Below are 25,572 nucleotides of genomic sequence, written 5' to 3'. Positions count from 1 at the left end.
CCGTGTAACTCTTATCAGAATATCAGCTTTTTCGGCATCTGAAGAAAAGAATATCCAGCCTGTGAACTGCCGCGCGTCATCACAACCGTTTCGCGGCGCTTTCCAGGTGTTTAGTGGTGAGGGTTACGGTATAATCTCGTTTTTTACAACAGACTAAAAAACATCAACTTTGACCATTACGAAACTTGCATGGCGTGATCTGGTTCCTGATACCGACAGTTATCAGGAAGTATTTGCACAGCCGCACGTCACTGACGACACCGACACCTTACTTAGTGATACTCAGCCACGTTTACAATTCGCGCTAGAGCAGCTTCTTCAGCACTGGACAACATCCTCGTTCATGTTGGTTAAAGCACCGGAGGAGCTTGAGTATCTCAACCTTATTGCAAAGGCTGCACGTCCCTTGCACACGGATGCAGGAAGCCTGACTGGCGGTCATTACGACATCTCCGGTCACACTATTCGTTATCGTACAGCTGAAAAAGCGGAAGACAATTTTGCGACGTTGACGCAGGTGGTCAGCGCTGACTGGGCCGAAGCTGAACAACTGTTTGGCTGTCTACGTCAGTTCAATGGCGAAATTACGCTGCAGCCAGGTCTGGTACATCAGGCCAATGGGGGGGTGCTGGTTATCTCATTGCGCACGCTGTTGGCCCAACCTCTGTTGTGGATGCGTCTGAAAGCCATTGTCAGCCACGAGCGTTTTGATTGGGTGGCTTTTGATGAGTCTCGCCCACTGCCTGTCTCTGTTCCGCCTATGCCGCTTAAACTGAAAGTGATTTTGGTGGGTGAGCGTGAATCGCTGGCGGATTTCCAGGACATGGAACCAGAGTTGGCTGAGCAGGCCATTTACAGCGAGTTTGAAGATAATCTGCAGATAGTGGATGCAGAAACCATGACGCAGTGGTGTCAGTGGGTCACGCATACTGCCATGCGCAATAATTTGCCTTACCCCGCTCCTGATGCCTGGCAGGTTTTGATCCGTGAAGCCGTTCGCTATACCGGTGAACAGGATACATTGCCTCTTAACCCGCTGTGGATCACCAGACAGTTCAAAGAGGTGGCCCCGTTATGCGAGAGCGAAACCTGCAACGCTGAGCAGTTCAGCCTGATGCTGGCTCAGCGCGAATGGCGTGAGGGATTCCTGGCCGAACGCATGCAGGACGAAATTCTGCAAGAGCAGATCCTTATCGAGACAGAAGGCGAGCGTATTGGCCAGATCAACGCCTTGTCGGTGATTGAGTTTCCAGGCCACCCACGCGCATTTGGCGAGCCTTCTCGTATCAGTTGCGTCGTGCATATTGGCGACGGCGAGTTTACGGACATTGAGCGCAAAGCCGAGCTCGGCGGAAATATTCATGCCAAGGGTATGATGATTATGCAGGCGTTCCTGATGTCGGAACTCCAGCTTGAGCAGCAAATCCCCTTCTCTGCCTCGCTGACCTTTGAGCAATCTTACAGCGAAGTGGACGGTGACAGCGCGTCTATGGCAGAACTGTGCGCATTGATCAGCGCCCTCGCCGACGTGCCTGTTAATCAAAGTATCGCCATTACCGGTTCTGTCGATCAGTTTGGTCGGGCGCAACCTGTCGGTGGTCTGAATGAGAAAATTGAAGGTTTCTTCGCCATCTGCCAGCAGCGTGAGCTGACGGGCACGCAGGGCGTTATCATTCCTTCGGCTAACGTCAGACACCTCAGCCTGCATCCCGCGCTGCTGCAGGCCATAGAAGAAGAAAAATTCACTATCTGGGCGGTGGACGACGTAACTGATGCGCTGCCACTGTTGTTAAATCTGGTGTGGGATGGCGAAGGCCAGACAACGCTGATGCAAACCATTCAAGAGCGTATTGCCACGGCTACGCAACAGGAAGGTCGTCACCGTTTTCCATGGCCGCTACGTTGGCTGAACTGGATTATTCCGAACTGATCGGACTTGTTCAGCGTACACGTGTTAGCTATCCTGCGTGCTTCAATAAAATAAGGCTTACAGAGAACATGGTAGATAAACGCGAATCCTATACGAAAGAAGACCTTCTTGCCTCTGGTCGCGGTGAACTGTTTGGCGCAAAAGGGCCACAACTGCCAGCACCAAGCATGCTGATGATGGACCGTGTCATCAAGATGACCGAAACCGGTGGCAACTTTGACAAAGGTTATGTTGAAGCTGAACTGGATATCAACCCAGACCTGTGGTTCTTCGGTTGTCACTTTATCGGCGATCCGGTGATGCCGGGCTGCCTGGGTCTCGACGCCATGTGGCAGCTGGTTGGATTCTATCTCGGCTGGCTGGGCGGAGAAGGTAAAGGCCGTGCGCTGGGCGTAGGTGAAGTTAAATTCACCGGCCAGGTTCTGCCGACTGCGAAGAAAGTCACTTACCGCATTCACTTCAAACGTATCGTTAACCGTCGCCTGATCATGGGCCTGGCTGATGGTGAAGTGCTGGTTGATGGTCGTCTGATCTACACCGCAAACGATCTGAAAGTGGGTCTGTTCCAGGACACTTCCGCGTTCTAATCCAGGACTGCGTAGCAGCCAGACATTAACGTTTCTCCGTTTTATCTGGTGTGCAAAAAGGCGAAACCTCCGCTCTGCGGAGGTTTCTTTTATCTAAAGAGACAGAATCAGGCCATTAAAACCCTATCCCCCATGGCTTCTCGCCAGCCTCCCAGCCAGTATGACCTCTGATTCAGCGTCTGATAGGGACACATTTCTTTTGAGCGTCCGGCAATGCCGGCCTGATATCCACGTTGATGTGCCCGTTCCAGGCGATCTCGTTTTTGTCTCTTCATGCCTCGTTTCCCTCATTTTTTGGTCTGGTGGAAAAGAAAACAGTGATTACTAAGTGTGCAATCACACTAAACGAATACCCCTAAACATTAGGCTCGTCAATGCGCAAAATTCACGCCAGTGTCATATTTGTGAGCTAGCCTCTAAATCATTTGTACAAAAATAGTCAGTCAGAACAGCTATCTCCACGGCTAAAAAAATAAAAAAAACCGCCCCGGGCGGTGAGCCAGGGGCGGCATAATTTACAATTATTTAAGCTTATGGGATGCGTTTCAGCTCTTGAGCAATAGCCGTCGCTTCCTGACTCCAGGCGTTAGCAAGAACCTTCACCATCTCATCGTAGCCGTCTTTAGTCTGTACAGCTTCGATGTGGAATGGACGTTTGATCAGTTGTCCCTGATGATTCAGCAACCATTCTCCACTCACGATAACCTTACCATCGTAACGACCGTGGAAGCCGGTTACGGTGACGTTCAGCGTGTCCTGAGTGCTTCCCAGCGGCTGCGAAGCAACAACCCAGCCAGGCAACTGCATGCTGAGGTTAGCAACCAGCGTATTGCGCAATTGCTGATCTAATGGGCTGGCCCAGAGATTATTATTGGCTATAACATATTGCACATCGCTGGTCTGGTAAACCACCCCATTACCGGCCAGATAATCAGGTACCGCAATCTGTTCAACCCACAGCAGACGGTTTCCCTGATTGGCGGAGCTCTGCACACCGCCTTGTGCGATAGGGAGCTGGTAATAGCTTTTATTCTCTCCGCTGGAGCTGCATGACGTCAGCCAGACCGCCATCATCACCACTAGCCACTTTTTCATTGTTTCGCCCTCTTCGGCTCTGGATCTTTTTTGTCCTTCGCTTCAAATACCAGCGCATTACTCTTATCGTTCAGCGTTTTCAGTACCGGTTGCAGTTCACGTAGCACCTGATCAAGACGCTGCATATCTGCCACCATCTTGTTGTAGGCCGCAGAACCAGGCTGGAAGCCCTGCATGCTACGATTTAGTTCACGCAGCGTGTTCTGCATATCCGCCGGAAGATCCTGCATCGACTGGCTGGACGTGATCTTGTTCATGTTATCCAGCGTGGTTTGCAGATGCTTCATCGTGCGCTGGCTTTCCGACAGCGTATTGGTTGCCTGCTCAATCATCGGGTTCAGCGGCAGATTATTAATCTTATCCAACGCTTCCATCAGACGCTGTTGGATCTGCGCCAGACCACCGCTCACGGTCGGAATAATTTGATAACCATTAAATTCGCGTACACCAGTAATCGGCGGCTCTTTCGGATAGAAGTCGAGATCGACATAAAGCGCGCCGGTCACCAGGTTCCCGGTTTTGAGCGATGCCCGTAATCCGCGTTTAAGCAATTCCGCCAGATGAGCACCAACATCAGTATCTTCGCCCAGCTGCGCCTTCAGACGTTCTGGTTCAATGCGTACCAGCACCGGAATGCGATAATCATTGTTGAACACCTGGCGCATATTCGGTGAGAAGAAAGGCACTTTACTCACCGTACCCAAGCGGATGCCACGGAATTCCAGCGGCGCACCAGGCTGCAGGCCACGAATCGAATCTTTAAAGAACATCAGATAATCGATATGATCGGTATACAGTGAATCCTGAATACTTTTTTGATCGTCATAAAGATTAAACGCTGACTGTTGTGCGACCGGCTCGCCCTGCTCTAAACCTTCTGGCACATCAAAACTTACACCACCGCCAAACAGCGTGGAGAGCGAACCCATTTCTACGCGCATACCTGCTGAGGTAAGATCTACGGCGATCCCGCTGTCTTTCCAGAAACGCACATTACTGGTCACCAGACGATCGTTAGGCGCATTAATGAAAAGCTGATAGCTGATCGTACGCTTTTGCGCATCAAATGTGCTGGTTTCAACCGAACCTACACGATAGCCGCGAAAAAGCACCGGATCGCCCGGACTCAACTGACCGGCTTTTTTGCTGTCCAGAATCACACGGATCCCTTTTGCATCTGGCGGGGCCAGTGGCGGTGAATCCAGCAGTTGGTAATTTTCCAGCTTACTGCCTTTATTGCCAGGCTGCAGTTCAATATAAGCCCCCGACAATAGCGTGCCGAGCCCACTGATACCTTCACGTCCAACCTGCGGCTTCACCACCCAAAAGACAGAATCTTTATGCAGCAGCTTTTCCATTCCGGAGTTAAGGCGCGCTTTAATCTCCACATGGGTCAGATCATCCGTCAGGGTTGCGCTCTCAACGATGCCGACGTCCACACTGCGGCTCTTAATCGTCGTCTTGCCCCCTTCAATACCTTCGGCATTGGTGGTAATAAGCGTGACCTGTGGCCCCTGATGACTGTAGTGATAAAACAGAACCCACGCGCCAATGAGTGCAGTGACGATAGGAAATATCCACACGGGCGACCAGTTTTTTACCTTTTGCACTTTGGCTTCCCCACTTTTAGATTCCATGCTGTCAGGACTCCTCATGGCCTGGTTCTGGTTCACGATCCCACGACAGACGCGGATCAAATGTCATCGCAGAAAACATTGTCATAATGACGACTAAAGCAAACATCAAAGCACCCATTGCAGGATAAATGTTCATTAACCCTCCCATGCGCACCAGCGCAGAGAGTACCGCAATCACAAAGACGTCGATCATTGACCAGCGACCGACAAATTCCACGACCTCATAAATTAAATGCATCCGTTCACTGTCGCGCTTGCCGTGCCCCTTGGCGTCCCAGCATAGCCAGGCAATGGCGATCATTTTCAACGTCGGCACCATAATACTGGCGATAAAGATAACCGCAGCCACCGGATACGAGCCTTCGCTCCAGATTAAAACCACCCCCTCAAGTATGGTTGACGGCAGCTTTGACCCGAGCAAATCGGTAATCATAATCGGCAGAATATTGGCAGGAAGATAAAGCATGATTGACGTAAACAGTAATGCCAACGTCCATTGCAGACTGTTTTTACGCCGCACATAGCCTTTCGTCTGACAGCGTGGGCACACCCGTTCATCAGCGGGAAGTATTGCAGTGCAGCAAGAGCAGGAACGCAGTCCCTGTCGGATGCCAGGCACGCCAGGTTTTAAGGCCTGCTTTATGACAGGCATTGGCGCAATATCATCCCATAGCCAGCGACGGTCAACGCACTGAAATGCACGCAACTGTAAAACGCAAAAGAAGCACCACGGAATAAAGCTGCTGCCCACGCCGATATCGCCGTAGGCCATCAGCTTAACAAAGCTCACCAGCACGCCGGCGAGGAAGATTTCTGCCATTCCCCAGCTTTTTAACTGAAACAAAATGCGCGCCAGCCATGCTTTAAGCCGCTCGGGCATCTGAACCCGGTTTACCAGTAGCAGGATCGTCAGCAGGCAAAAGGCCGGAACCAGCTGAACGAATAAGATAAAGAAGGTGCCGAGACTGGCGTAATCTTCAGAAAAGAGCACGCTGGGAATTTGCAGCAACGTCACTTCACTACTCACACCTGCGACGTTCATATTCACAAAGGGAAAGAGGTTTGACAGCAGCAGCATAAATAGTGCGGCTAAAACATAGGCAGTGGGACGCTGCCGGGGCGCGTCCCACTCAACGGTTAACGTAGTGCCACATCGTGGACATGCCGCTTTCTGACCATGCTCAAGGCGAGGTAACGCCACCAGCATGTCACACTGCGAGCACAAAATATGCTTCGCGGCATGGTGATGTTCGCACATAGGTGCTCCTTTAATTATGCGCCATTCTTCAAAGACTCAAGATACTCCCAGCGCTCAAAGGCTTGCTCAAGTTCTTGTTCCGCTTCGTTCAAATTAGCTAACACCTGTTGCGTTTGCTCGTGAGGCTGACTGAAAAACGCGGCGTCAGCAACCTGAGCCTGTAAGGCTTCCAGCTTAGCTTCCAGTTCTTCAAGCAACGCGGGGAGCTGCTCCAGTTCGCGCTGCAGTTTATAGCTTAGTTTGCTGGTGCCGCGTTTGACAATTTCTGCTTTAGGAGCGGCTGGCTCCTCTGTTTTTTTCGCAACTGGCTGCTTAAACGCCACATACTGCGATTGTTGACTGCGCGCATCATGATAACCGCCGACATAACGACCAATTTTACCGCCGCCTTCGAAGATCCAGCATTCGGTCACGGTATTATCGACAAACTGACGGTCGTGGCTCACCAGCAGCACGGTGCCCTGGTAGCTATCAATCAACTCTTCGAGCAGTTCTAGCGTTTCGACGTCAAGATCGTTCGTTGGTTCATCGAGAATCAACAGATTGCTGGGTTTCAGGAACAAACGTGCCAATAACAGGCGATTACGTTCCCCGCCAGAGAGCGCACGTACTGGCGTCATCGCACGTTTCGGATGGAACAGGAAGTCCTGCAGGTAACCCAGCACATGGCGAGGTTTACCGTTAACCATCACCTCTTGCTTACCTTCAGCCAGGTTGTCCATCACGGTTTTATCGGGATCCAGTTCGGCGCGGTGCTGATCGAAATAGGCCACTTCCAGCTTGGTACCGACGTGAATGCGTCCGCTGTCAGCCTGAAGCTGACCTAACATCAACTTCAGCAGCGTTGTTTTGCCGCAGCCGTTAGGTCCGATTAGCGCGATCTTGTCGCTACGCTGCACCTGCGCGGAGAAATCTTTCACCAGCTGCTTTCCGTCAACCTGGTAATCCACATTCTCCATTTCGAAAACAATCTTGCCTGAACGGCTAGCCTCTTCGACCTGCATCTTCGCTGTGCCCATCACTTCGCGACGTTCGCCACGCTCGCGACGCATGGCTTTCAGTGCGCGCACGCGACCTTCGTTACGCGTACGACGCGCTTTGATACCCTGACGAATCCAGACTTCTTCCTGCGCCAACTTGCGATCAAATTCCGCGTTTTGTAACTCTTCTACGCGCAACGCTTCTTCTTTATCCAGCAGATACTGATCGTAACTCCCCGGATAGGTCACCAGCTTGCCGCGGTCAAGATCGACAATACGCGTCGCCATATTGCGGATAAATGAACGGTCATGGGAAATGAAAATAATTGTCCCATTGAAAGTTTTCAGGAACCCTTCCAGCCAGTCGATGGTTTCAATATCCAGGTGGTTCGTCGGTTCATCCAATAGCAGCACGCGCGGGTTGCTCACTAACGCGCGGCCCAGCGCCGCCTTACGTAGCCAGCCGCCGGAAAGCGATGCCAGCTCCATGTCTGCTTCCAGGCCAAGCTGTTCCAGTACTTCATTAATACGGTTTTCCAGCTGCCACAGATTGTGGTGATCCAGCTGTTCCTGAACCTTCGCCAGTTCCTGGAGGTTTTTATCACTCGGATCGGCGATCACCAGATGCGAGATATCGTGATAACGCTTGAGGTAAACCGCCTGTTCTGCAATCCCTTCGGCGACAAAATCGTAGACGCTACCCTGCACGTTGCGCGGCGGATCCTGCTGCAGACGCGCCACAACCAGATCCTGCTCATAAATAATACGCCCATCGTCAAGACCCTGTTCACGGTTCAGGATCTTCATCAGCGTCGATTTGCCCGCGCCATTACGGCCAACCAGACAGACCCGCTCGTTATCTTCGATATGCAGTTCAGCATTATCAAGAAGCGGCGCATCGCTGAACGACAGCCATGCACCATGCATACTGATTAATGACATTTAATTTTCCTTTCAGGCTGCGGTAATCAGCCAGCAATTGTGGATCTGACGGTTACGGGCAAAGTCCTGGGAAAGCGTTTTTTGGGTGATTTCTTGTGCTTTCAATCCCAGTTCAGCCAAACCGTCGAGATCCATACGGAACCCACGTTTGTTGTTGGAGAACATGATCGTGCCGTCTTTACGCAGCAAACGTTTCAGATCTTTCATCAGCGCCAGATGATCGCGCTGCACATCAAACGAGTCTTCCATACGTTTTGAGTTAGAGAACGTCGGCGGATCGATGAAAATCAGATCAAACTGTTCATTGGCATCACGCAACCAGCCCAGGCAATCGGCCTGAATTAAACGGTGAGCGCGACCGCTCAGGCCGTTCAGACGCAGGTTGCGTTCCGCCCATTCCAGATAGGTACGCGACATATCAACCGTCGTGGTGCTACGCGCACCGCCCAATCCTGCATGTACGCTGGCGCTGCCGGTGTAGGAGAACAGGTTAAGGAAGTCCTTACCTTTACTCATCTGCCCCAGCATACGGCGCGCAATACGGTGATCGAGGAATAAACCCGTATCAAGGTAGTCAGTCAGGTTCACCCACAGGCGCGCGTTGTACTCGCTTACCTCAATGAATTCACCCTTCTCATTCATCTTCTGATACTGATTCTTGCCTTTCTGGCGTTCACGGGTTTTCAGCACCAGTTTATTGGGCGCGATTTCCAGTACTGACAGCGTTGCGGCAATAATGTCAAACAGGCGTTGACGCGCTTTTTGTGCATCAACTGTCTTCGGTGGAGCATATTCCTGAACCACGACCCACTCACCGTAACGATCCACAGCAACGTTGTATTCCGGCAGGTCAGCGTCATACAGGCGATAACATTCAATGCCTTCCTGACGCGCCCATTTTTCCAGTTTCTTGATGTTCTTGCGCAGGCGGTTAGCATAATCTTCCGCGACCGTGGCAGGCTTGCTGTCCGCGGTGGTCTCTGCAACGTGATAGTTTTTCTGCACACAATCCAGCGGGCCGTTTTTCGCCTTGAACTGCTTGTCGGCACGTAATTGCAGGCTGCTGAGCAGATCCGGAGAGGCGCTGAACAGCGACAAATTCCAGCCGCCAAACTGGTTTTTCATCGTTCGGCCCAGCAGGCTGTGCAGGGCAATCAGCGCCGGTTCGCTATCCAAACGTTCGCCGTAAGGCGGGTTACTGATAACCGTCCCATACGGTCCTTTCGGCAACGGATTGCTCAGTTTGGCGACATCTTTAACGTCAAATGTCATCAGATCGGCGATACCGGCGCGGCGAGCGTTACTGCGCGCTTTTTCAATCACGCGCGCATCGCTGTCGGATCCATAAAAATGCGAGGTATAGTCAGCCAGTCCCTTACGCGCACGCACCTGCGCTTCGGCTTTAACTTCTTGCCAGACGGCTTCGTCGTGCTGCGCCCAACCGCTGAAGCCCCAGTACCCGCGGTGCAGGCCCGGCGCGCGATCGGTTGCCCACATCGCCGCTTCAATCAGCAGTGTGCCGGAACCACACATCGGATCGAGTAACGGGGTTCCCGGTTGCCAGCCAGAACGCATAACAATAGCGGCGGCCAGCGTTTCTTTAATCGGTGCCTGACCCGCGCGATCGCGATAGCCACGCTGGTGCAAACCATCACCGCTCAGATCGAGCGCAATGCTGGCGGTATCTTTGTTCAACCAGACGTTGATGCGCAAATCCGGAGATTCACGATCCACATTCGGACGCGGCATATTTTTACGGGTAAATGCATCGACAATCGCATCCTTGACCTTTAGCGCGCCGTACTGGCTGTTACGAATGGTTTCGTTCAGGCCGCTAAAATGAACGGCAAACGTAGCACCAGGGTTAAATATCTCTGTCCAGTCGATTGCCTGAACGCCGAGGTACAGATCAAGATCGCTGTAGACCTTGCACTCTCCCATCGGCAGGATAATGCGCGAGGCCAGGCGACTCCACATCAGGCTCTGGTAAACAAGCCGCGTGTCGCCCTTAAAATGGACCCCACCCTGAACGACCTGACACTCCTGCGCGCCGAGGTTTTCCAGTTCAGTTTTTAACAGCTCTTCCAGCCCGCGGGCCGTACTGGCAAACAGAGAATTCATAATGTCACTTTTACTCCGAGAAAATTGCTGCGCATTATAGCTAATATGGGCTGTATGTCATAAAGTTGAAGGCTTATTTTCATTCGAGGGGCTGTACAGTGGTCACGTTAACCCGACTTTTTATTCATCCGGTTAAATCAATGCGCGGCATTGGGCTCACGCATGCCCTGGCCGACGTCAGCGGTCTCGCCTTTGACCGTATATTTATGATCACTGAACCTGACGGAACGTTCATAACCGCCCGCCAGTTCCCACAAATGGTCCGTTTTACGCCATCCCCATTCCACGATGGGCTGCATCTTACGGCTCCAGACGGCAGCAGTGCACTCGTACGATTTGCCGACTTCGCCACCCAGGATGCGCCAACTGAAGTATGGGGTAATCATTTTACCGCGCGCATTGCGCCAGTGGCTATTAACCAGTGGCTTAGCAGTTTTTTCTCCCGTGACGTGCAGTTACGCTGGGTCGGTCCGCAGCTGACGCGCCGTGTAAAACGACATGTTGATGTTCCTTTATCCTTCGCTGATGGTTATCCCTATCTGCTGGCCAACGAAGCATCCCTGCGCGATGTGCAACAGCGCTGTCCGGCAAGCGTCAAAATGGAACAGTTTCGCCCCAATCTGGTGGTTTCAGGAGCTGGCGCCTGGGAAGAAGATACCTGGAAAGTGATTCGTATTGGCGACGTCATTTTTGATGTTGCAAAACCCTGTAGCCGCTGTATTTTCACTACCGTTAGCCCGGAAAAAGGCCAGAAACATCCATCCGGCGAACCGCTCGCAACACTGCAAACCTTCCGTACTGCGGTAGATAACGGCGATGTCGATTTCGGCCAGAATCTTATCGCACGCAACAGTGGCGTTATTCGCGTCGGCGATGAGGTAGAAATTTTGGCAACCGGCCCCGCCAGAGCGTACGGCGCGGCGGAATCAGACGACACTGCACCCGAACAACAACCTGATGCCACGGTGCTTATTGACTGGCAGGGACAGACCTTTCGCGGAAATAATCAGCAGGTATTGCTTGAGCAGCTGGAAAACCAGGGTATCCGGGTTCCCTATTCATGCCGGGCAGGCATTTGCGGATGCTGTCGAATTCGACTGGTAGATGGCGAAGTTAGCCCGTTGAAGAAATCAGCGATAGGGGACGACGGAACGATTCTGTGCTGCAGCTGTATTCCCAAAACGGCAATCAGGCTGGAGAGCTAAACCGCCTGCTCAAGGCTGAAACTGTCAACTACTGCTTGCGGTTTCAGTCTGTCATTCATTATTTTAATCGCATCGCCAAGCTGCATCGTGCGCCCGGCGATAACCACACCAGGTTGCGCAAGCAGACAAAGCGCGGCGTTTTCACCCGGCTCAACCACTAACAGGTTTACCTGTTCATCGGTATCGCTTAAATCAACACAGGCAGCGTCACCCACGACCGGCGACCAGTTAATACCGTGCGCAACAAAGTGCCAGCTTTTCGGCATTTGCGGTTTGAGATAACGAATCGCCACCAGCGCATTGAGCACCAGTTCCGCTTTTTGTTCTTTGGCTAAATCCAGGTAGCGACATTTTTCTTCAAAGGAAAAATAAAGCGCGGCGTCATCAACACAAAAACCTGACGGAGAAAATGCATCAGGAGTGAGCATTTTACGAGCAAAACGCGAGCGGAATAACATGCCATTGGCTAAATCGAGCATCATACGATCATGCTCTTCATCATAATACCAGCGCCAGTTATCGTCGGGTTTAATTCGCATCAGTTTCTCTCCTTTCCTTAATCATCACCGTTACGACAGTATCCTTTTGCCGCTTCGTTTATTGCCCTAATAATAAAAGCTCAGAATGTTTAAATAAGCAACAGTAAAGGAATATAAAACAACCAGGGCTAGAAATAAAGCCCTGGTTTGTGATTAAGGTAGCATTCAGATATTGCTGACGATTTCTTTTATCAACGGCGGACCTTTAAAAATAAAGCCCGAATAAATCTGTACGAGGGTTGCACCAGCAGCTATTTTCTCACGTGCAGCAATCACCGAGTCGATACCACCAACACCAATAATCGGCAGCTGGCCTTTTAATTCCTGAGACAACTGGCGAATAATTTCTGTACTTTTTAATTGTAATGGTCGACCGCTCAGGCCACCCATTTGATCGCAATTTTTCATTCCTTGAACGAGAGAACGATCGAGCGTGGTGTTAGTCGCAATTACGCCATCAATATTATGACGAACTAAACTGTCAGCAACCTGGATCAGTTCTTCCACAGAAAGATCCGGCGCGATCTTTACCGCCACTGGAACATATTTATGGTGGATCGCTTGCAGATCATTTTGCTTATTTTTAATTGCCGTCAGGAGATCGTCTAGCGCCTCGCCGTATTGCAGCGTACGTAATCCCGGCGTATTCGGTGAAGAGATATTAATCGCGATATAACCCGCATAAGCATAGACTTTTTCCATACAAATCAGATAGTCATCTTTGCCGTTCTCTACTGGGGTATCTTTATTCTTACCAATATTAATCCCCAGAATACCGTCAAAATGCGATTTTTTAACGTTCTCAACCAGGTTATCAACCCCGCGGTTATTAAACCCCATACGGTTGATCAAACCTTCTGCATCGACCAGACGGAACAGACGCGGTTTATCGTTACCCGGCTGAGGGCGTGGCGTCACGGTACCAATCTCAATGGAACCAAATCCCATCGCGCCGAGCGCATCAATGCACTCCCCGTCTTTATCCAGTCCGGCAGCAAGCCCGAGCGGATTCTTAAACGTCAACCCCATACAGGTAACCGGTTTTGCCGGTACTTTCTGGCGCACAAGCGCTTCAAGCGGTGTGCCGGTAATGCGACGTAATTGCTGGAATGTCAATTCATGAGCGCGCTCTGGATCGAGCTGAAAAAGGGCTTTACGAACGAAGGGGTAGTACATGAACTCTCCTGGATTCCCGGTGTGCAAACCGGGGGCGTATTATGTGCGATCGCGAGCAAAAAGGGAATTGACCTGCGGCAATAAATAGCAATCGTTTTCCTCGCCCCTGCTTTTTACACCCTAAATAATTCGAGTTGCAGGAAGGCGGTGACGCAGCAAATCCCCAGGAACGTACACCAGTACGTGACTGGGGTGAGCGAGGAAAGCCAACGCACATGCAACTTGAAGTATGACAGGTATATTTATTTTTCGACTTTTCTATCCCGTATAAATCATTTCGATAAACAAAATCTCTCTGCCAGACTGCATAAATTGTTATCAATGTTAAGCAAAAGCAAACAATTAGTTATAAGGGGAGATTAAAATTATGCGCGTCATTACTCTGGCGGGAAGCCCACGCTTTCCCTCTCGCTCCAGCGCGTTACTGGAATATGCTCGAGAAAAACTAAACGGTCAGGATGTGGAAGTTTTTCACTGGAATCTGCACAACTTTGCCCCAGAAGACCTGATCTATGCCCGTTTCGACAGTCCGGCGCTGAAGACATTTAGCGAACAATTGCAGGATGCAGACGGGCTGATTGTCGCCACGCCGGTCTACAAAGCCGCTTACTCTGGCGCCCTGAAAACCCTGCTCGATCTGCTCCCCGAGCGAGCGCTGGAAGGGAAAGTAGTTTTGCCGTTGGCTACCGGCGGCAGCGTGGCGCATTTGCTTGCCGTCGATTACGCGCTGAAACCGGTACTGAGCGCATTAAAGGCCCAGGAGATCCTGCACGGTGTGTTTGCCGATGATTCACAGGTAATTGATTATCAACATAAACCTCAGTTTACGCCTAACCTTCAGCAGCGTCTGGACAGTGCGCTCGATACCTTCTGGCTGGCGTTGCATCGTCGCGATGTCCAACTTCCTCAACTGAACACCCTGCGAGGTGCCGCCCATGCTTGATCTTCTCAAGCGTCACACGTCATGGCTGGCACTGAGTGGGTTGTTGTCGTTGTCAACTCTGGGGCATGCCGCAGAATCGGCCCCCGATGCCTTGCGTATTGGTTACCAGAAAGGAAGCGTCAGTATGGTGCTGGCCAAAAGCCATCAGCTACTGGAGAAACGCTATCCGCAGACTAAAATCTCGTGGGTCGAATTCCCGGCTGGGCCGCAAATGCTGGAAGCGCTCAACATCGGCAGTATCGATCTCGGCAGCACCGGTGATATTCCGCCAATTTTCGCCCAGGCTGCCGGAGCCGATCTGGTTTACGTGGGCGTCGAGCCGCCCAAGCCGAAAGCCGAAGTGATTCTGGTGCCGAAAAATAGCCCGATCCAGAGCGTCGCGCAGCTTAAAGGACATAAAGTCGCCTTCCAGAAAGGGTCCAGCGCCCACAATTTACTGCTCCGGGCGCTGCAACAGGCTGGACTGAAACTTACCGATATTCAACCGACCTATCTGACTCCCGCCGACGCGCGAGCAGCCTTTCAGCAAGGAAACGTTGATGCATGGGCTATCTGGGACCCCTATTATTCCGCCGCGTTACTGCAAGGTGATGTACGTGTGCTAAAAGACGGCTCAGACCTCAAGCAAACCGGTTCGTTTTATCTCGCCGCCCGCCCCTATGCCGAGAAAAATGGCGCATTTGTTCTTGGCGTACTGGATACCTTTAGCCAGGCCGATGCGTTAACCCTCAGCCAGCGCCAGCAAAGTATTACCCTGCTGGCCAAAACCATGGGACTGCCAGAACCGGTGATTGCGTCTTATCTGGATCACCGTCCGCCAACCACCATTGTGCCAGTCAACGCCTCTGTTGCAGCCCTGCAACAACAAACCGCCGATCTGTTTTATGACAACCGTCTGGTGCCGAAAAAAATCGATATTCGCCAGCGTATCTGGCAACCCACTCAGCAGGCAGGAGAAAAATTATGAGTCTGAACATGTTTTGGTTTTTACCCACCCATGGTGACGGTCATTATCTTGGAACGGAAGAGGGTTCGCGCCCTGTCGATCACGGTTATCTGCAACAAATCGCGCAAACGGCCGATCGTCTTGGGTTTACCGGCGTTCTGATCCCAACTGGTCGCTCTTGCGAAGATGCCTGGCTGGTCGCCGCCTCGATGATCCCGGTCACCCAGCGATTAAAGTTTCTGGTCGCGCTGCGTCCAAGCGTTACCTCGCCAACGGTTGCCGCACGTCAGGCTGCAACGCTCGACAGACTCTCAAATGGCCGGGCGTTATTTAACCTGGTGACCGGCAGCGATCCACAGGAACTGGCAGGCGACGGCGTGTTCCTCGATCACACCGAGCGCTATGAAGCCTCTGCTGAATTTACTCAGGTCTGGCGGCGCTTGCTGCAAGGTGAAACGGTGGATTTCAACGGCAAACATATTCACGTTCGCGGCGCGAAGCTGTTTTTCCCTCCCGTACAACAACCCCAACCACCGCTTTATTTCGGCGGCTCGTCTGATGTCGCACAAGATCTTGCTGCAGAACAGGTTGATCTCTACCTGACCTGGGGCGAGCCGCCCGAACAGGTGAAAGCGAAGATTGAACAGGTGCGGGCCAAAGCAGCGGCGCTCGGGCGCAAGATCCGCTTCGGTATTCGTCTGCATGTGATCGTACGAGAGACAACGCACGAGGCATGGCAGGCAGCGGATCGTCTGATAGCCCATCTGGATGACGACACCATCGCCAAAGCCCAGGCCGCCTTCTCAAAAACGGATTCGGTTGGTCAGCAGCGAATGGCTGCACTGCACAACGGTAAACGCGACAAACTGGAAATTAGCACGAACCTGTGGGCAGGGGTAGGACTGGTACGCGGTGGCGCAGGGACCGCACTGGTTGGAGACGGTCCTACGGTCGCAGCACGTATTAACGAGTATGCCGCGCTGGGCATCGACAGCTTTGTGCTGTCCGGCTATCCGCATCTGGAAGAAGCGTACAGGGTTGGTGAGCTGCTGTTCCCGCATCTGGATGTCGCGATACCAGAAATTCCGCAACCGCAGCGCCTGCAACAGCAAGGAGAAGCAGTTGCAAACGAATTCATCCCGCGCAAAGTCGCACAAAGCTAAGGAGCGGCTAATGGCAACGACGAAAAACAGATGGTTATTGCGCCTCGCGCCCTGGTTTTTACCGGTAGGTCTGGTGGCGCTCTGGCAGCTCGCATCATCAATGGGCTGGCTGTCCAACCGCATACTACCCTCTCCGGAGGGTGTTATCGAAGCCTTCTGGACGCTTTCCGCCAGCGGCGAGCTTTGGCAGCATCTGGCCATCAGTTCCTGGCGCGCGCTGATCGGATTCTCCATCGGTGGATCGATTGGCCTGACGCTGGGACTGATCAGCGGTCTTTCGCGTTGGGGAGAACGCTTGCTGGATACCTCGGTGCAGATGCTGCGTAACGTACCGCATCTGGCGCTGATCCCGCTGGTGATTTTGTGGTTCGGCATTGATGAATCCGCCAAGATCTTTCTCGTTGCGTTGGGCACGCTGTTCCCGATTTACATCAACACCTGGCATGGGATCCGTAATATCGATCGTGGGCTGGTAGAGATGGCGCGCAGCTATGGGTTGTCCGGCTTTTCACTGTTTGTTCATGTCATCCTCCCTGGCGCCCTGCCCTCCATTATGGTCGGCGTGCGTTTCGCTCTCGGGCTGATGTGGCTGACGCTTATCGTCGCAGAAACCATTTCAGCCAATGCCGGTATTGGCTACCTGGCGATGAACGCCCGCGAATTTCTGCAAACCGATGTGGTCGTGGTGGCCATTATTCTCTACGCCTTACTCGGCAAACTTGCCGACGTCAGCGCCCAATTGCTGGAGCGAGTCTGGCTGCGCTGGCACCCGGCTTACCATATAAAGGAGGCTACCGTATGAATACCGCTCGCTTGAACCAGGGTACGCCGCTGTTGCTGAGCGCCGTGACAAAGCAATACGCCGCCAATACGGTGCTCAATCAGTTAGATTTGCATATACAGGCCGGGCAGTTCGTTGCCGTGGTTGGCCGCAGCGGTGGTGGTAAAAGCACGTTGCTGCGTCTGCTGGCAGGGTTGGAGTCGCCCACCTCAGGCGCATTACTTGCCGGAACCACCCCACTGGCGGAAATTCAGGATGATACGCGTATGATGTTTCAGGATGCGCGTCTGCTGCCATGGAAGACGGTTATCGATAACGTCGGTCTGGGTCTGAAAGGTCACTGGCACAATGCGGCCCGAGATGCGCTGGCCGCCGTTGGACTGGAGAATCGTGCTCAGGAGTGGCCCGCAGCGCTTTCTGGCGGACAAAAACAGCGCGTGGCCCTGGCCCGGGCATTAATTCATCGCCCTGGTCTGCTGCTGCTGGATGAACCCCTCGGCGCACTGGATGCCTTAACCCGCCTTGAAATGCAGGAGCTGATCGTCTCTTTATGGCAAGAGCACGGCTTTACCGTACTGTTGGTCACCCATGACGTCAGCGAAGCGGTAGCAATGGCCGATCGCGTTTTGCTGATTGAAGACGGAAAAATCGGGCTGGATTTAACGGTGGATATTGCACGACCTCGCCGGATTGGTTCCGTGCGTCTGACAGAACTGGAAGCCGAGGTGTTGAACCGGGTGATGCAGCGCAGCGACAATGAAGTTCAGCTACGCAAGCAAGGTTAAAAATGCCGGATGGCGCTACCGCTTATCCGGCCTACGCGTGAATGGTAGGCCGGACCCATCCGGCAATATTATCAGGCTAACGCTTTAGAGATCTTTTCGAACAGATCGCCTGACAGATTCTCCAGACCTTTCAGCTGTTCCAGCGCCGCACGCATCTTCGCCTGACGTTTTGCATCATAACGTTTTAAGCGAATCAGCGGCTCAATCAGGCGTGACGCCACCTGCGGGTTACGGCTGTTGAGCTCAGTCAGCATGTCAACCAGGAACTGATAACCGCTACCATCTTCCGCATGGAATGCTGCCGGGTTGCTGCCCGCGAAGGCACCGATCAGCGAACGGATGCGGTTTGGGTTACTCATGCTAAAAGAGCGATGCTTCAACAGGCCGCGTACCGTTTCCAGCACGTTTCTAGCCGGGCTGGTGGATTGCAGGATAAACCATTTATCCATCACCAGACCGTCATGGTGCCACTTATTGTCATACTCCTGCATCAACGCGTCACGACAAGGAAGCTGCGCCGCGACTGCCGCGGATAGCGCCGCAAGCGCATCGGTCATATTGTTCGCTTCACGGTACTGCTTGCTTACCAGCGTGTCAGCCAGATGGGTTTCGCCAAAGGCCAGGAAACGCAGGCAGGCGTTACGCAGCGTACGCTTGCCAATATCGGCATGCTCAACGCGGTACTCATCAAGATGATTAGCGTTATAGATGGCGAGGAATTCATCCGCCAGCTCGGCCGCCAGCGTGCGGGTTAACGCTTTGCGTACTTCGGTTATCGCCACCGGATCAATGATGTCGAACAGTTCGGCAATTTCATTTACTGAAGGCAGCGTCAGGATCTCTGCCGCCAGCGCCGGATCGATTTTCTCATCCAGCAAAACTGCGCGGAATGCATCGGCCACGTGTACCGGCAGCGACAGCGGTTGTCCCTGCTGATGGCGAGCAACGTTGAGCTTAATGTAGGTCGCCAGCAGGCTTTGCGCCGCGTCCCAACGAGAGAAATCATTACGCGCGTGACGCATCAGGAAGGTCAGTTGCTGATCGCTCCATTTATATTCCAGTTTTACCGGCGCGGAGAATTCGCACAGCAATGCCGGAACCGGCTGGAAGTAGACGTTATCAAAGACAAACGTCTGCTCTGCCTGGGTGACGTTGAGTACGGAATTCACCGGGTGCCCGCCTTTTTGTAGCGGGATCACTTTCCCTTCGTTGTCATACAACTCGAGAGCGAATGGAATATGCAGCGGTTGTTTTTCAGCCTGATCCGGCGTGGCCGGCGTGCGCTGGCTAATGGTCAGCGTGTACTGTTCAGTTGATGGGTTATAGTCATCACGCACGGTCAGAATCGGCGTACCGGACTGACTGTACCAGCGGCGGAAATGGGAGAGATCAACGTTAGACGCATCTTCCATCGCCTGCACAAAATCATCACAGGTTGCAGCGCTACCGTCGTGACGCTCAAAGTACAGCTGCATCCCTTTCTGGAAGTTAGCCTCACCCAGCAGGGTGTGGATCATACGAATCACTTCCGCACCCTTCTCGTACACGGTCAGGGTATAGAAGTTGTTCATTTCGATGACCATATCCGGGCGGATAGGATGCGCCATCGGGCTGGCGTCCTCAGCAAACTGCAGGCCGCGCATGGTACGCACATTGCTGATGCGGTTTACCGCACGTGAACCGAGATCGGAACTGAACTCCTGATCGCGGAACACAGTTAAACCCTCTTTCAGGCTCAACTGGAACCAGTCGCGACAGGTCACGCGGTTGCCGGTCCAGTTATGGAAATATTCGTGACCGATGACGCGCTCAATATCGAGGTAATCTTTGTCGGTGGCGGTATCGGTACGCGCCAGCACGTATTTGGAGTTAAAGATGTTCAGACCTTTATTCTCCATCGCGCCCATGTTGAAGAAATCCACAGCGACAATCATATAGATGTCGAGGTCATACTCGAGGCCAAAGCGCTCTTCATCCCATTTCATGGAGTTTTTCAGCGAGGTCATCGCCCATGGCGCGCGGTCCAGGTTACCGCGATCGACGTACAGTTCCAGTGCCACTTCACGCCCTGAGCGGGTAGTAAAAGTATCGCGCAGGACGTCAAAATCACCGGCCACCAGCGCAAATAAATAGCACGGTTTCGGGAATGGATCCTGCCACTGAACCCAGTGGCGACCATTTTCCAGTTCACCCTGCGCCACGCGGTTACCGTTGGAGAGCAGGAACGGATATTGCGTTTTATCGGCGATTATTTTGGTAGTAAAACGCGCCAGCACCTCCGGGCGATCAAGATACCAGGTAATATGGCGGAAACCTTCTGCTTCGCACTGGGTACACAGCGCATCGCCTGACTTGTACAGCCCTTCCAGCGCGGTATTCGCCGCTGGGCTAATTTCATTCACGATACGCAGCGTAAAACGTTCCGGCAGTTGATTGATGACCAGAGCGCCCTCTTCTTCTCTATACTCTGTCCACAGCTCGTCGTTTACGTGGATCGACACCAGGGTCAGATCTTCGCCATTCAGGCGCAGGGGCGCGTCGGACGCGCCATGACGGACAACCTGGCTCACTGCGGTGACCACGGTTTTTTCAGCATCCAGGTCAAAGGTCAAATCAATATCAGTAATCTGGTAATCCGGCGCACGATAGTCGTGACGGTATTTGGCTTGTGGCTGTTGTGTCATAAAAAAACCTTTAGCATCTTTAATAGAGTCTCGGCTTCAGTCTATTCCTGTTGCGTAAATCGCGCTACGCAGAATGTTCATCTTTTCAGGCACAAACACCCTTTTTGCTACATTTTTATAACACGTGGCACGAATTGCCCTCGACCAGAAAGAGAGCTTATGGTGTGATCGGGGTTCAATAAATCGCTAAACAGGGTATACTCCAGCGGTTTTCTTAGTTGTTTATTGTACTAAACGCTCCCGTGAGAGGATGCTACTGCGCACCTATGACACAATTCGCTTCTCCTGTTCTGCACTCGCTGCTGGATACAGACGCTTATAAGTTGCATATGCAGCAAGCCGTTTTTCACCACTACTATGACGTACAAGTAGCGGCTGAATTTCGTTGCCGTGGCGATGACCTGCTCGGTATTTATGCCGATTCTATTCGTGAGCAGGTGAATGCTATGCAGCACCTGCGACTGCAGGAGGATGAGTACCAGTGGCTCTCCGGCCTGCCTTTCTTTAAAGCTGATTACCTCACCTGGTTACGTGATTTCCGCTATAACCCGGAACAGGTTTGCGTCACCAATGATAACGGTAAGCTAAACATCCGCTTAACCGGTCCGTGGCGTGAAGTGATCATGTGGGAAGTCCCGCTGTTAGCGGTGATTAGCGAACTGGTACACCGTTACCGCTCACCTGAATCAGGCGTCCCGCAGGCACTCGATGAGCTGGAAAGCAAACTAGTAGAATTCTCTGCTTTAACGAAAGATGTCGATATGTCCCGCTTCCATTTGATGGATTTCGGTACGCGTCGTCGTTTTTCGCGCGAAGTACAGCAGGCTATCGTTAAACGCCTGCAGCAAGAGCCCTGGTTTGTCGGCACCAGTAACTACGATCTGGCCCGCCGTCTGTCATTAACCCCAATGGGTACGCAGGCGCATGAGTGGTTCCAGGCTCATCAGCAAATCAGTCCTGAACTTGCCACCAGCCAACGTGTTGCCCTGGCCGCTTGGTTAAATGAGTATCCTGATCAACTCGGCATTGCATTGACCGATTGCATCACCATGGACGCATTTTTACGCGACTTTGGCGTTGAGTTTGCGACCCGCTACCAGGGATTACGCCATGACTCAGGCGATCCGGTGGAATGGGGTGAAAAAGCCATCGCCCATTATGAAAAACTGGGTATTGATCCGCTGAGCAAAACGCTGGTCTTTTCAGATAACCTCGATCTGAAAAAAGCGATTGAACTCTACCGCCACTTCTCTTCCCGCGTACAGTTGAGTTTTGGTATTGGGACACGGCTAACATGCGACATTCCACAGGTTAAGCCGCTTAATATCGTAATTAAGCTGGTGGAATGTAACGGCAAACCAGTGGCGAAGTTATCTGACAGCCCGGGTAAAACCATCTGCCACGATAAAGCATTTGTTCGTGCACTGCGCAAAGCCTTCGATCTCCCGCATATTAAAAAAGCCAGTTAATCCTTCCAGGGAGCCATTTTGGCTCCCTTATTCGCGTTTATTTCCGAAATCTTTCACTCCAGCTACGAATTCTGCTTGTCTGATTGCAGATGCCAGGTAACATAGGTATCCCCCCCATTATGGGTGGACATGTGTTTATATATCCGACTATTAACAGAGAGAATATTATGAGCGTTGTGCCTGTAGCCGACGTACTCCAGGGCCGCGTAGCCGTTGACAGCGAAGTCACCGTGCGCGGATGGGTGCGTACCCGCCGAGATTCAAAAGCTGGCATCTCCTTCCTCGCCGTTTATGACGGTTCCTGCTTTGATCCTGTACAGGCCGTCATCAATAATTCTCTGCCCAATTACAATCAGGACGTACTGCACCTGACGACGGGTTGTTCAGTTATCGTAACGGGTAAAGTCGTTGCATCACCTGGACAAGGACAGAGCTTTGAAATTCAGGCCACTGAAGTTGAAGTCGCGGGCTGGGTTGAAGATCCTGATACCTACCCAATGGCGGCTAAGCGTCACAGCATCGAGTATCTGCGTGAAGTGGCGCATATGCGTCCGCGCACCAATATGATTGGTGCGGTAGCGCGCGTACGTCATACGCTGGCGCAAGCGCTGCATCGCTTCTTCCACGAGCAGGGTTTCTTTTGGGTATCGACTCCGCTGATCACCGCTTCCGATACGGAAGGTGCCGGTGAAATGTTCCGTGTTTCTACGCTGGATCTGGAAAACCTGCCGCGTAACGATCAGGGTAAAGTCGATTTCGATAAAGACTTCTTTGGTAAGGAAGCGTTCCTGACCGTTTCCGGTCAGTTGAACGGTGAAACCTACGCCTGCGCTCTGTCCAAAATTTATACCTTTGGCCCGACGTTCCGTGCAGAAAACTCTAACACCAGTCGTCACCTGGCAGAGTTCTGGATGCTGGAACCAGAAGTGGCGTTCGCTGACCTGAACGATGTTGCAGGCCTGGCTGAAGCGATGCTGAAATACGCGTTCAAAGCCGTACTGGCAGAGCGTGCGGATGATATGAAATTCTTCGCTGAACGTGTCGACAAGGACGCGATTTCACGCCTGGAACGTTTCATTGACGCTGACTTCGCGCAGGTGGATTACACCGACGCGGTAAGCATTCTGGAAAAATGCGGCAAACAGTTTGAAAACCCGGTTTACTGGGGTGTGGATCTGTCTTCCGAGCATGAACGTTATCTTGCTGAAGAGCACTTTAAAGCGCCGGTGGTGGTGAAAAACTACCCGAAAGATATCAAAGCGTTTTATATGCGCCTTAACGAAGACGGTAAAACCGTTGCTGCAATGGACGTTCTGGCTCCTGGAATCGGCGAAATCATCGGTGGTTCTCAGCGTGAAGAGCGTCTGGACGTGCTGGATGCCCGTATGCTGGAAATGGGTCTGAACAAAGAGGATTACTGGTGGTATCGCGACCTGCGTCGCTACGGTACCGTTCCGCATTCCGGCTTCGGATTGGGCTTCGAGCGTCTGATCGCTTACGTCACCGGCGTGCAAAACGTCCGTGATGTTATTCCGTTCCCGCGTACTCCGCGTAACGCTACCTTCTAAACGTGCGTTATTGTTTCAAAGGCCAGCATTGCTGGCCTTTTTTATACCCTTTTCATATTATCTGGATACCCATCTCACGTTAAACACAACCATTCAATCCCCTCCACCTGTTACGTAATATTTCATCGCAATACATTTGCACAAAAAATAACCAGTAATTTTATTGTGGATTAGCATTTTCTGATTAAATAGTACATTTTTTAGCCTTTCGCACGGCACTCCAGACGTCCAAAAATCGTTATCTGTAAAATCCAAACTTTCCGGTATTACGGAGAAAAAATAACCTTAGCAAAATTAAATATAAGAAAATCATATAAATAGAAATAAAAACGAGAATTTTCAGCTCAGGGGTATCCGAAGTTTGACGCTGTTCACAAAGTTGCACAAAAATAACATTTTGTTACACATTTTTTCTTTTTGAAACCAAATCTTTATATTTGTAGCACTTTGACGGTAGCGAAACGGTAGTTTGAATGGAAAGATGCCTGTCAGACACATAAAGACACCAAACTCTCATCAATAGTTCCGTAAATTTTCATTGACGGAATTTATTGGCGGCAGTGGCAGGTGTCATATAAAAACCGATGAGGGTAATAAATAATGATGAAGCGCAATATTCTGGCAGTGGTTATCCCTGCTCTGCTGGTAGCCGGGGCAGCTAACGCTGCAGAAGTTTACAACAAAGATGGTAACAAGCTGGATATCTACGGTAAAACCGTTGGTCTGCATTATTTTTCTGACAGCGCTGCTGACGATGGCGATCAGACTTATGCTCGTCTTGGTTTCAAAGGGGAAACTCAGATTAACTCCGAGCTGTCCGGTTACGGTCAGTGGGAATACAACTTTGCCGGTAACAACTCTGAAGGCGGCAGTGACGCTCAGAACGGCAACAAAACCCGTCTGGCATTTGCTGGTCTGAAATATGCCGATCTGGGTTCTTTCGACTACGGTCGTAACTACGGTATCGTTTACGATGCTCTGGGTTACACCGATATGCTGCCAGAATTTGGTGGTGATACCGCATACAGCGACAACTTCTTCGTTGGTCGTGTTGGTGGTGTTGCAACCTACCGTAACTCCAACTTCTTCGGTCTGGTTGACGGTCTGAACTTCGGTATCCAGTATCTGGGTAAAAACGAACGTGATGGCAATACCGGTCGCTCTAACGGCGACGGCGTTGGCGGTTCTGTAAGCTACGAAATGGATGGTTTCGGTATCGTGGGTGCTTACGGCGCAGCTGACCGCACCAACGCGCAGGAAAACTCTTTCTACGGCAATGGCGGTAAAAAAGCTGAGCAGTGGGCGACCGGCGTGAAATACGATGCTAACAACATCTACCTGGCAGCGAACTACGGTGAAACCCGTAACGCGACCCGCATCTCAGGTGCTGGTAACAGCGGTTTTGCGAACAAAACTGAAGACGTATTCGTCGTTGCTCAGTACCAGTTCGATTTCGGCCTGCGTCCGTCCCTCTCCTACAACAAGTCTAAAGCGAAAGACGTAGAAGGTATCGGTGATGTGGATCTGGTCGATTACTTCGAAGTAGGTGCGACCTACTATTTCAACAAAAACATGTCCACCTATGTTGACTACAAGATTAACCAAATCGATTCTGACAACAAACTGGGCGTGAACTCTGACGACATCGTTGCAGTTGGTATCGTTTACCAGTTCTAATAGCAGACCTCTTTGTTAAATGCCTTAAAAACAGGACTTCGGTCCTGTTTTTTTATATCTGCCAGCGGATTCTTGCATCTTAAAAA

At 51.8% G+C, this 25,572-nt stretch carries 20 protein-coding genes; 11 read left to right on the top strand and 9 right to left on the bottom strand.

Features of this window, described 5'->3' with window-relative positions; all coding sequences use genetic code 11:
- The first annotated feature begins 169 nt into the window (after positions 1–169).
- Positions 170–1,930 carry a Lon protease family protein gene (locus WN16_RS12035; RefSeq protein WP_003035878.1) on the top strand — a complete coding sequence of 587 codons (1,761 nt, stop codon included), beginning with the start codon at positions 170–172 and terminating at the stop codon, positions 1,928–1,930.
- A 68-nt stretch (positions 1,931–1,998) separates the two neighbouring features.
- Positions 1,999–2,517 carry a bifunctional 3-hydroxydecanoyl-ACP dehydratase/trans-2-decenoyl-ACP isomerase gene (gene fabA / locus WN16_RS12030; protein WP_003035875.1) on the top strand — a complete coding sequence of 173 codons (519 nt, stop codon included), beginning with the start codon at positions 1,999–2,001 and terminating at the stop codon, positions 2,515–2,517.
- A gap of 107 nt (positions 2,518–2,624) precedes the next feature.
- Here fabA and rmf read toward each other — a convergent pair whose 3' ends face one another.
- The 6 genes from rmf to rlmKL form a co-directional block, all read right to left on the bottom strand.
- Complete coding sequence (gene rmf, locus WN16_RS12025; RefSeq protein ID WP_003035871.1) at positions 2,625–2,792, bottom strand: ribosome modulation factor; 168 nt, start codon at positions 2,790–2,792, stop codon at positions 2,625–2,627.
- Between the two features lie 256 nt (positions 2,793–3,048).
- Entirely contained in the window at positions 3,049–3,612 is a 564-nt protein-coding gene (gene pqiC / locus WN16_RS12020) for a membrane integrity-associated transporter subunit PqiC (RefSeq protein WP_003035868.1), read from the bottom strand.
- Entirely contained in the window at positions 3,609–5,249 is a 1,641-nt protein-coding gene (gene pqiB, locus WN16_RS12015; RefSeq protein WP_003836843.1) for an intermembrane transport protein PqiB, read from the bottom strand. Before pqiB ends, pqiC begins: the two co-directional genes overlap by 4 nt.
- Before the next feature lie 4 nt (positions 5,250–5,253).
- Positions 5,254–6,507, bottom strand: coding sequence for a membrane integrity-associated transporter subunit PqiA (gene pqiA / locus WN16_RS12010; protein ID WP_003035862.1), 1,254 nt, complete (start codon positions 6,505–6,507; stop codon positions 5,254–5,256).
- A gap of 14 nt (positions 6,508–6,521) precedes the next feature.
- Positions 6,522–8,429, bottom strand: a complete 1,908-nt coding sequence (locus tag WN16_RS12005; protein ID WP_003836846.1) for an ABC transporter ATP-binding protein — start codon at positions 8,427–8,429, stop codon at positions 6,522–6,524.
- A gap of 12 nt (positions 8,430–8,441) precedes the next feature.
- Positions 8,442–10,550: a bifunctional 23S rRNA (guanine(2069)-N(7))-methyltransferase RlmK/23S rRNA (guanine(2445)-N(2))-methyltransferase RlmL gene (gene rlmKL, locus WN16_RS12000; protein WP_087879486.1), complete on the bottom strand. Its 2,109-nt coding sequence runs from the start codon at positions 10,548–10,550 to the stop codon at positions 8,442–8,444.
- A 98-nt stretch (positions 10,551–10,648) separates the two neighbouring features.
- Here rlmKL and WN16_RS11995 point away from each other — a divergent pair, with 98 nt between their 5' ends.
- Positions 10,649–11,755, top strand: coding sequence for a YcbX family protein (locus WN16_RS11995; RefSeq protein ID WP_044700763.1), 1,107 nt, complete (start codon positions 10,649–10,651; stop codon positions 11,753–11,755).
- Here WN16_RS11995 and zapC read toward each other — a convergent pair.
- Positions 11,752–12,294: a cell division protein ZapC gene (zapC, locus tag WN16_RS11990; protein WP_003035852.1), complete on the bottom strand. Its 543-nt coding sequence runs from the start codon at positions 12,292–12,294 to the stop codon at positions 11,752–11,754. The genes WN16_RS11995 and zapC overlap by 4 nt on opposite strands.
- 165 nt (positions 12,295–12,459) lie before the next feature.
- Positions 12,460–13,470, bottom strand: coding sequence for a quinone-dependent dihydroorotate dehydrogenase (pyrD, locus tag WN16_RS11985; RefSeq protein WP_044701565.1), 1,011 nt, complete (start codon positions 13,468–13,470; stop codon positions 12,460–12,462).
- A 367-nt stretch (positions 13,471–13,837) separates the two neighbouring features.
- Between pyrD and ssuE the strand changes: the two genes are divergently transcribed.
- The 5 genes from ssuE to ssuB are packed head-to-tail and all read left to right on the top strand — an operon-like array spanning position 13,838 to position 18,088.
- Positions 13,838–14,413, top strand: coding sequence for an NADPH-dependent FMN reductase (gene ssuE / locus WN16_RS11980; protein ID WP_016149876.1), 576 nt, complete (start codon positions 13,838–13,840; stop codon positions 14,411–14,413).
- Positions 14,406–15,380 (top strand): sulfonate ABC transporter substrate-binding protein, encoded by a 975-nt coding sequence (locus tag WN16_RS11975; protein WP_003836853.1) that lies wholly within the window; start codon positions 14,406–14,408, stop codon positions 15,378–15,380. The genes ssuE and WN16_RS11975 overlap by 8 nt, the downstream gene beginning before the upstream one ends.
- Positions 15,377–16,522 (top strand): FMNH2-dependent alkanesulfonate monooxygenase, encoded by a 1,146-nt coding sequence (gene ssuD, locus WN16_RS11970; protein WP_103790832.1) that lies wholly within the window; start codon positions 15,377–15,379, stop codon positions 16,520–16,522. Before WN16_RS11975 ends, ssuD begins: the two co-directional genes overlap by 4 nt.
- 10 nt (positions 16,523–16,532) lie before the next feature.
- Positions 16,533–17,324, top strand: a complete 792-nt coding sequence (ssuC, locus tag WN16_RS11965; RefSeq protein WP_003035843.1) for an aliphatic sulfonate ABC transporter permease SsuC — start codon at positions 16,533–16,535, stop codon at positions 17,322–17,324.
- Positions 17,321–18,088 carry an aliphatic sulfonates ABC transporter ATP-binding protein gene (ssuB, locus tag WN16_RS11960; RefSeq protein ID WP_032936311.1) on the top strand — a complete coding sequence of 256 codons (768 nt, stop codon included), beginning with the start codon at positions 17,321–17,323 and terminating at the stop codon, positions 18,086–18,088. The genes ssuC and ssuB overlap by 4 nt, the downstream gene beginning before the upstream one ends.
- A 71-nt stretch (positions 18,089–18,159) precedes the next feature.
- Here ssuB and pepN read toward each other — a convergent pair whose 3' ends face one another.
- Complete coding sequence (gene pepN, locus WN16_RS11955) at positions 18,160–20,772, bottom strand: aminopeptidase N (RefSeq protein WP_103790833.1); 2,613 nt, start codon at positions 20,770–20,772, stop codon at positions 18,160–18,162.
- Positions 20,773–21,038: 266 nt separating this feature from the next.
- Between pepN and pncB the strand changes: the two genes are divergently transcribed.
- The 3 genes from pncB (at position 21,039) to ompF (ending at position 25,486) form a co-directional block, all read left to right on the top strand.
- Complete coding sequence (pncB, locus tag WN16_RS11950) at positions 21,039–22,241, top strand: nicotinate phosphoribosyltransferase (protein WP_003836860.1); 1,203 nt, start codon at positions 21,039–21,041, stop codon at positions 22,239–22,241.
- A 167-nt stretch (positions 22,242–22,408) separates the two neighbouring features.
- Positions 22,409–23,809 carry an asparagine--tRNA ligase gene (gene asnS, locus WN16_RS11945; RefSeq protein WP_032936329.1) on the top strand — a complete coding sequence of 467 codons (1,401 nt, stop codon included), beginning with the start codon at positions 22,409–22,411 and terminating at the stop codon, positions 23,807–23,809.
- A gap of 600 nt (positions 23,810–24,409) precedes the next feature.
- The gene (ompF, locus tag WN16_RS11940; protein WP_016149871.1) at positions 24,410–25,486 is read left to right on the top strand and encodes a porin OmpF; all 1,077 of its coding nucleotides are present in this window, start codon (positions 24,410–24,412) and stop codon (positions 25,484–25,486) included.
- Positions 25,487–25,572 lie beyond the last annotated feature (86 nt).

The organism is Citrobacter sp. ABFQG (assembly GCF_004322975.1).
GTDB lineage: Bacteria > Pseudomonadota > Gammaproteobacteria > Enterobacterales > Enterobacteriaceae > Citrobacter > Citrobacter freundii.
The sequence above is the reverse complement of the archived record's forward strand: the minus strand, read 5'-3'. Positions and strand labels throughout refer to the sequence as shown.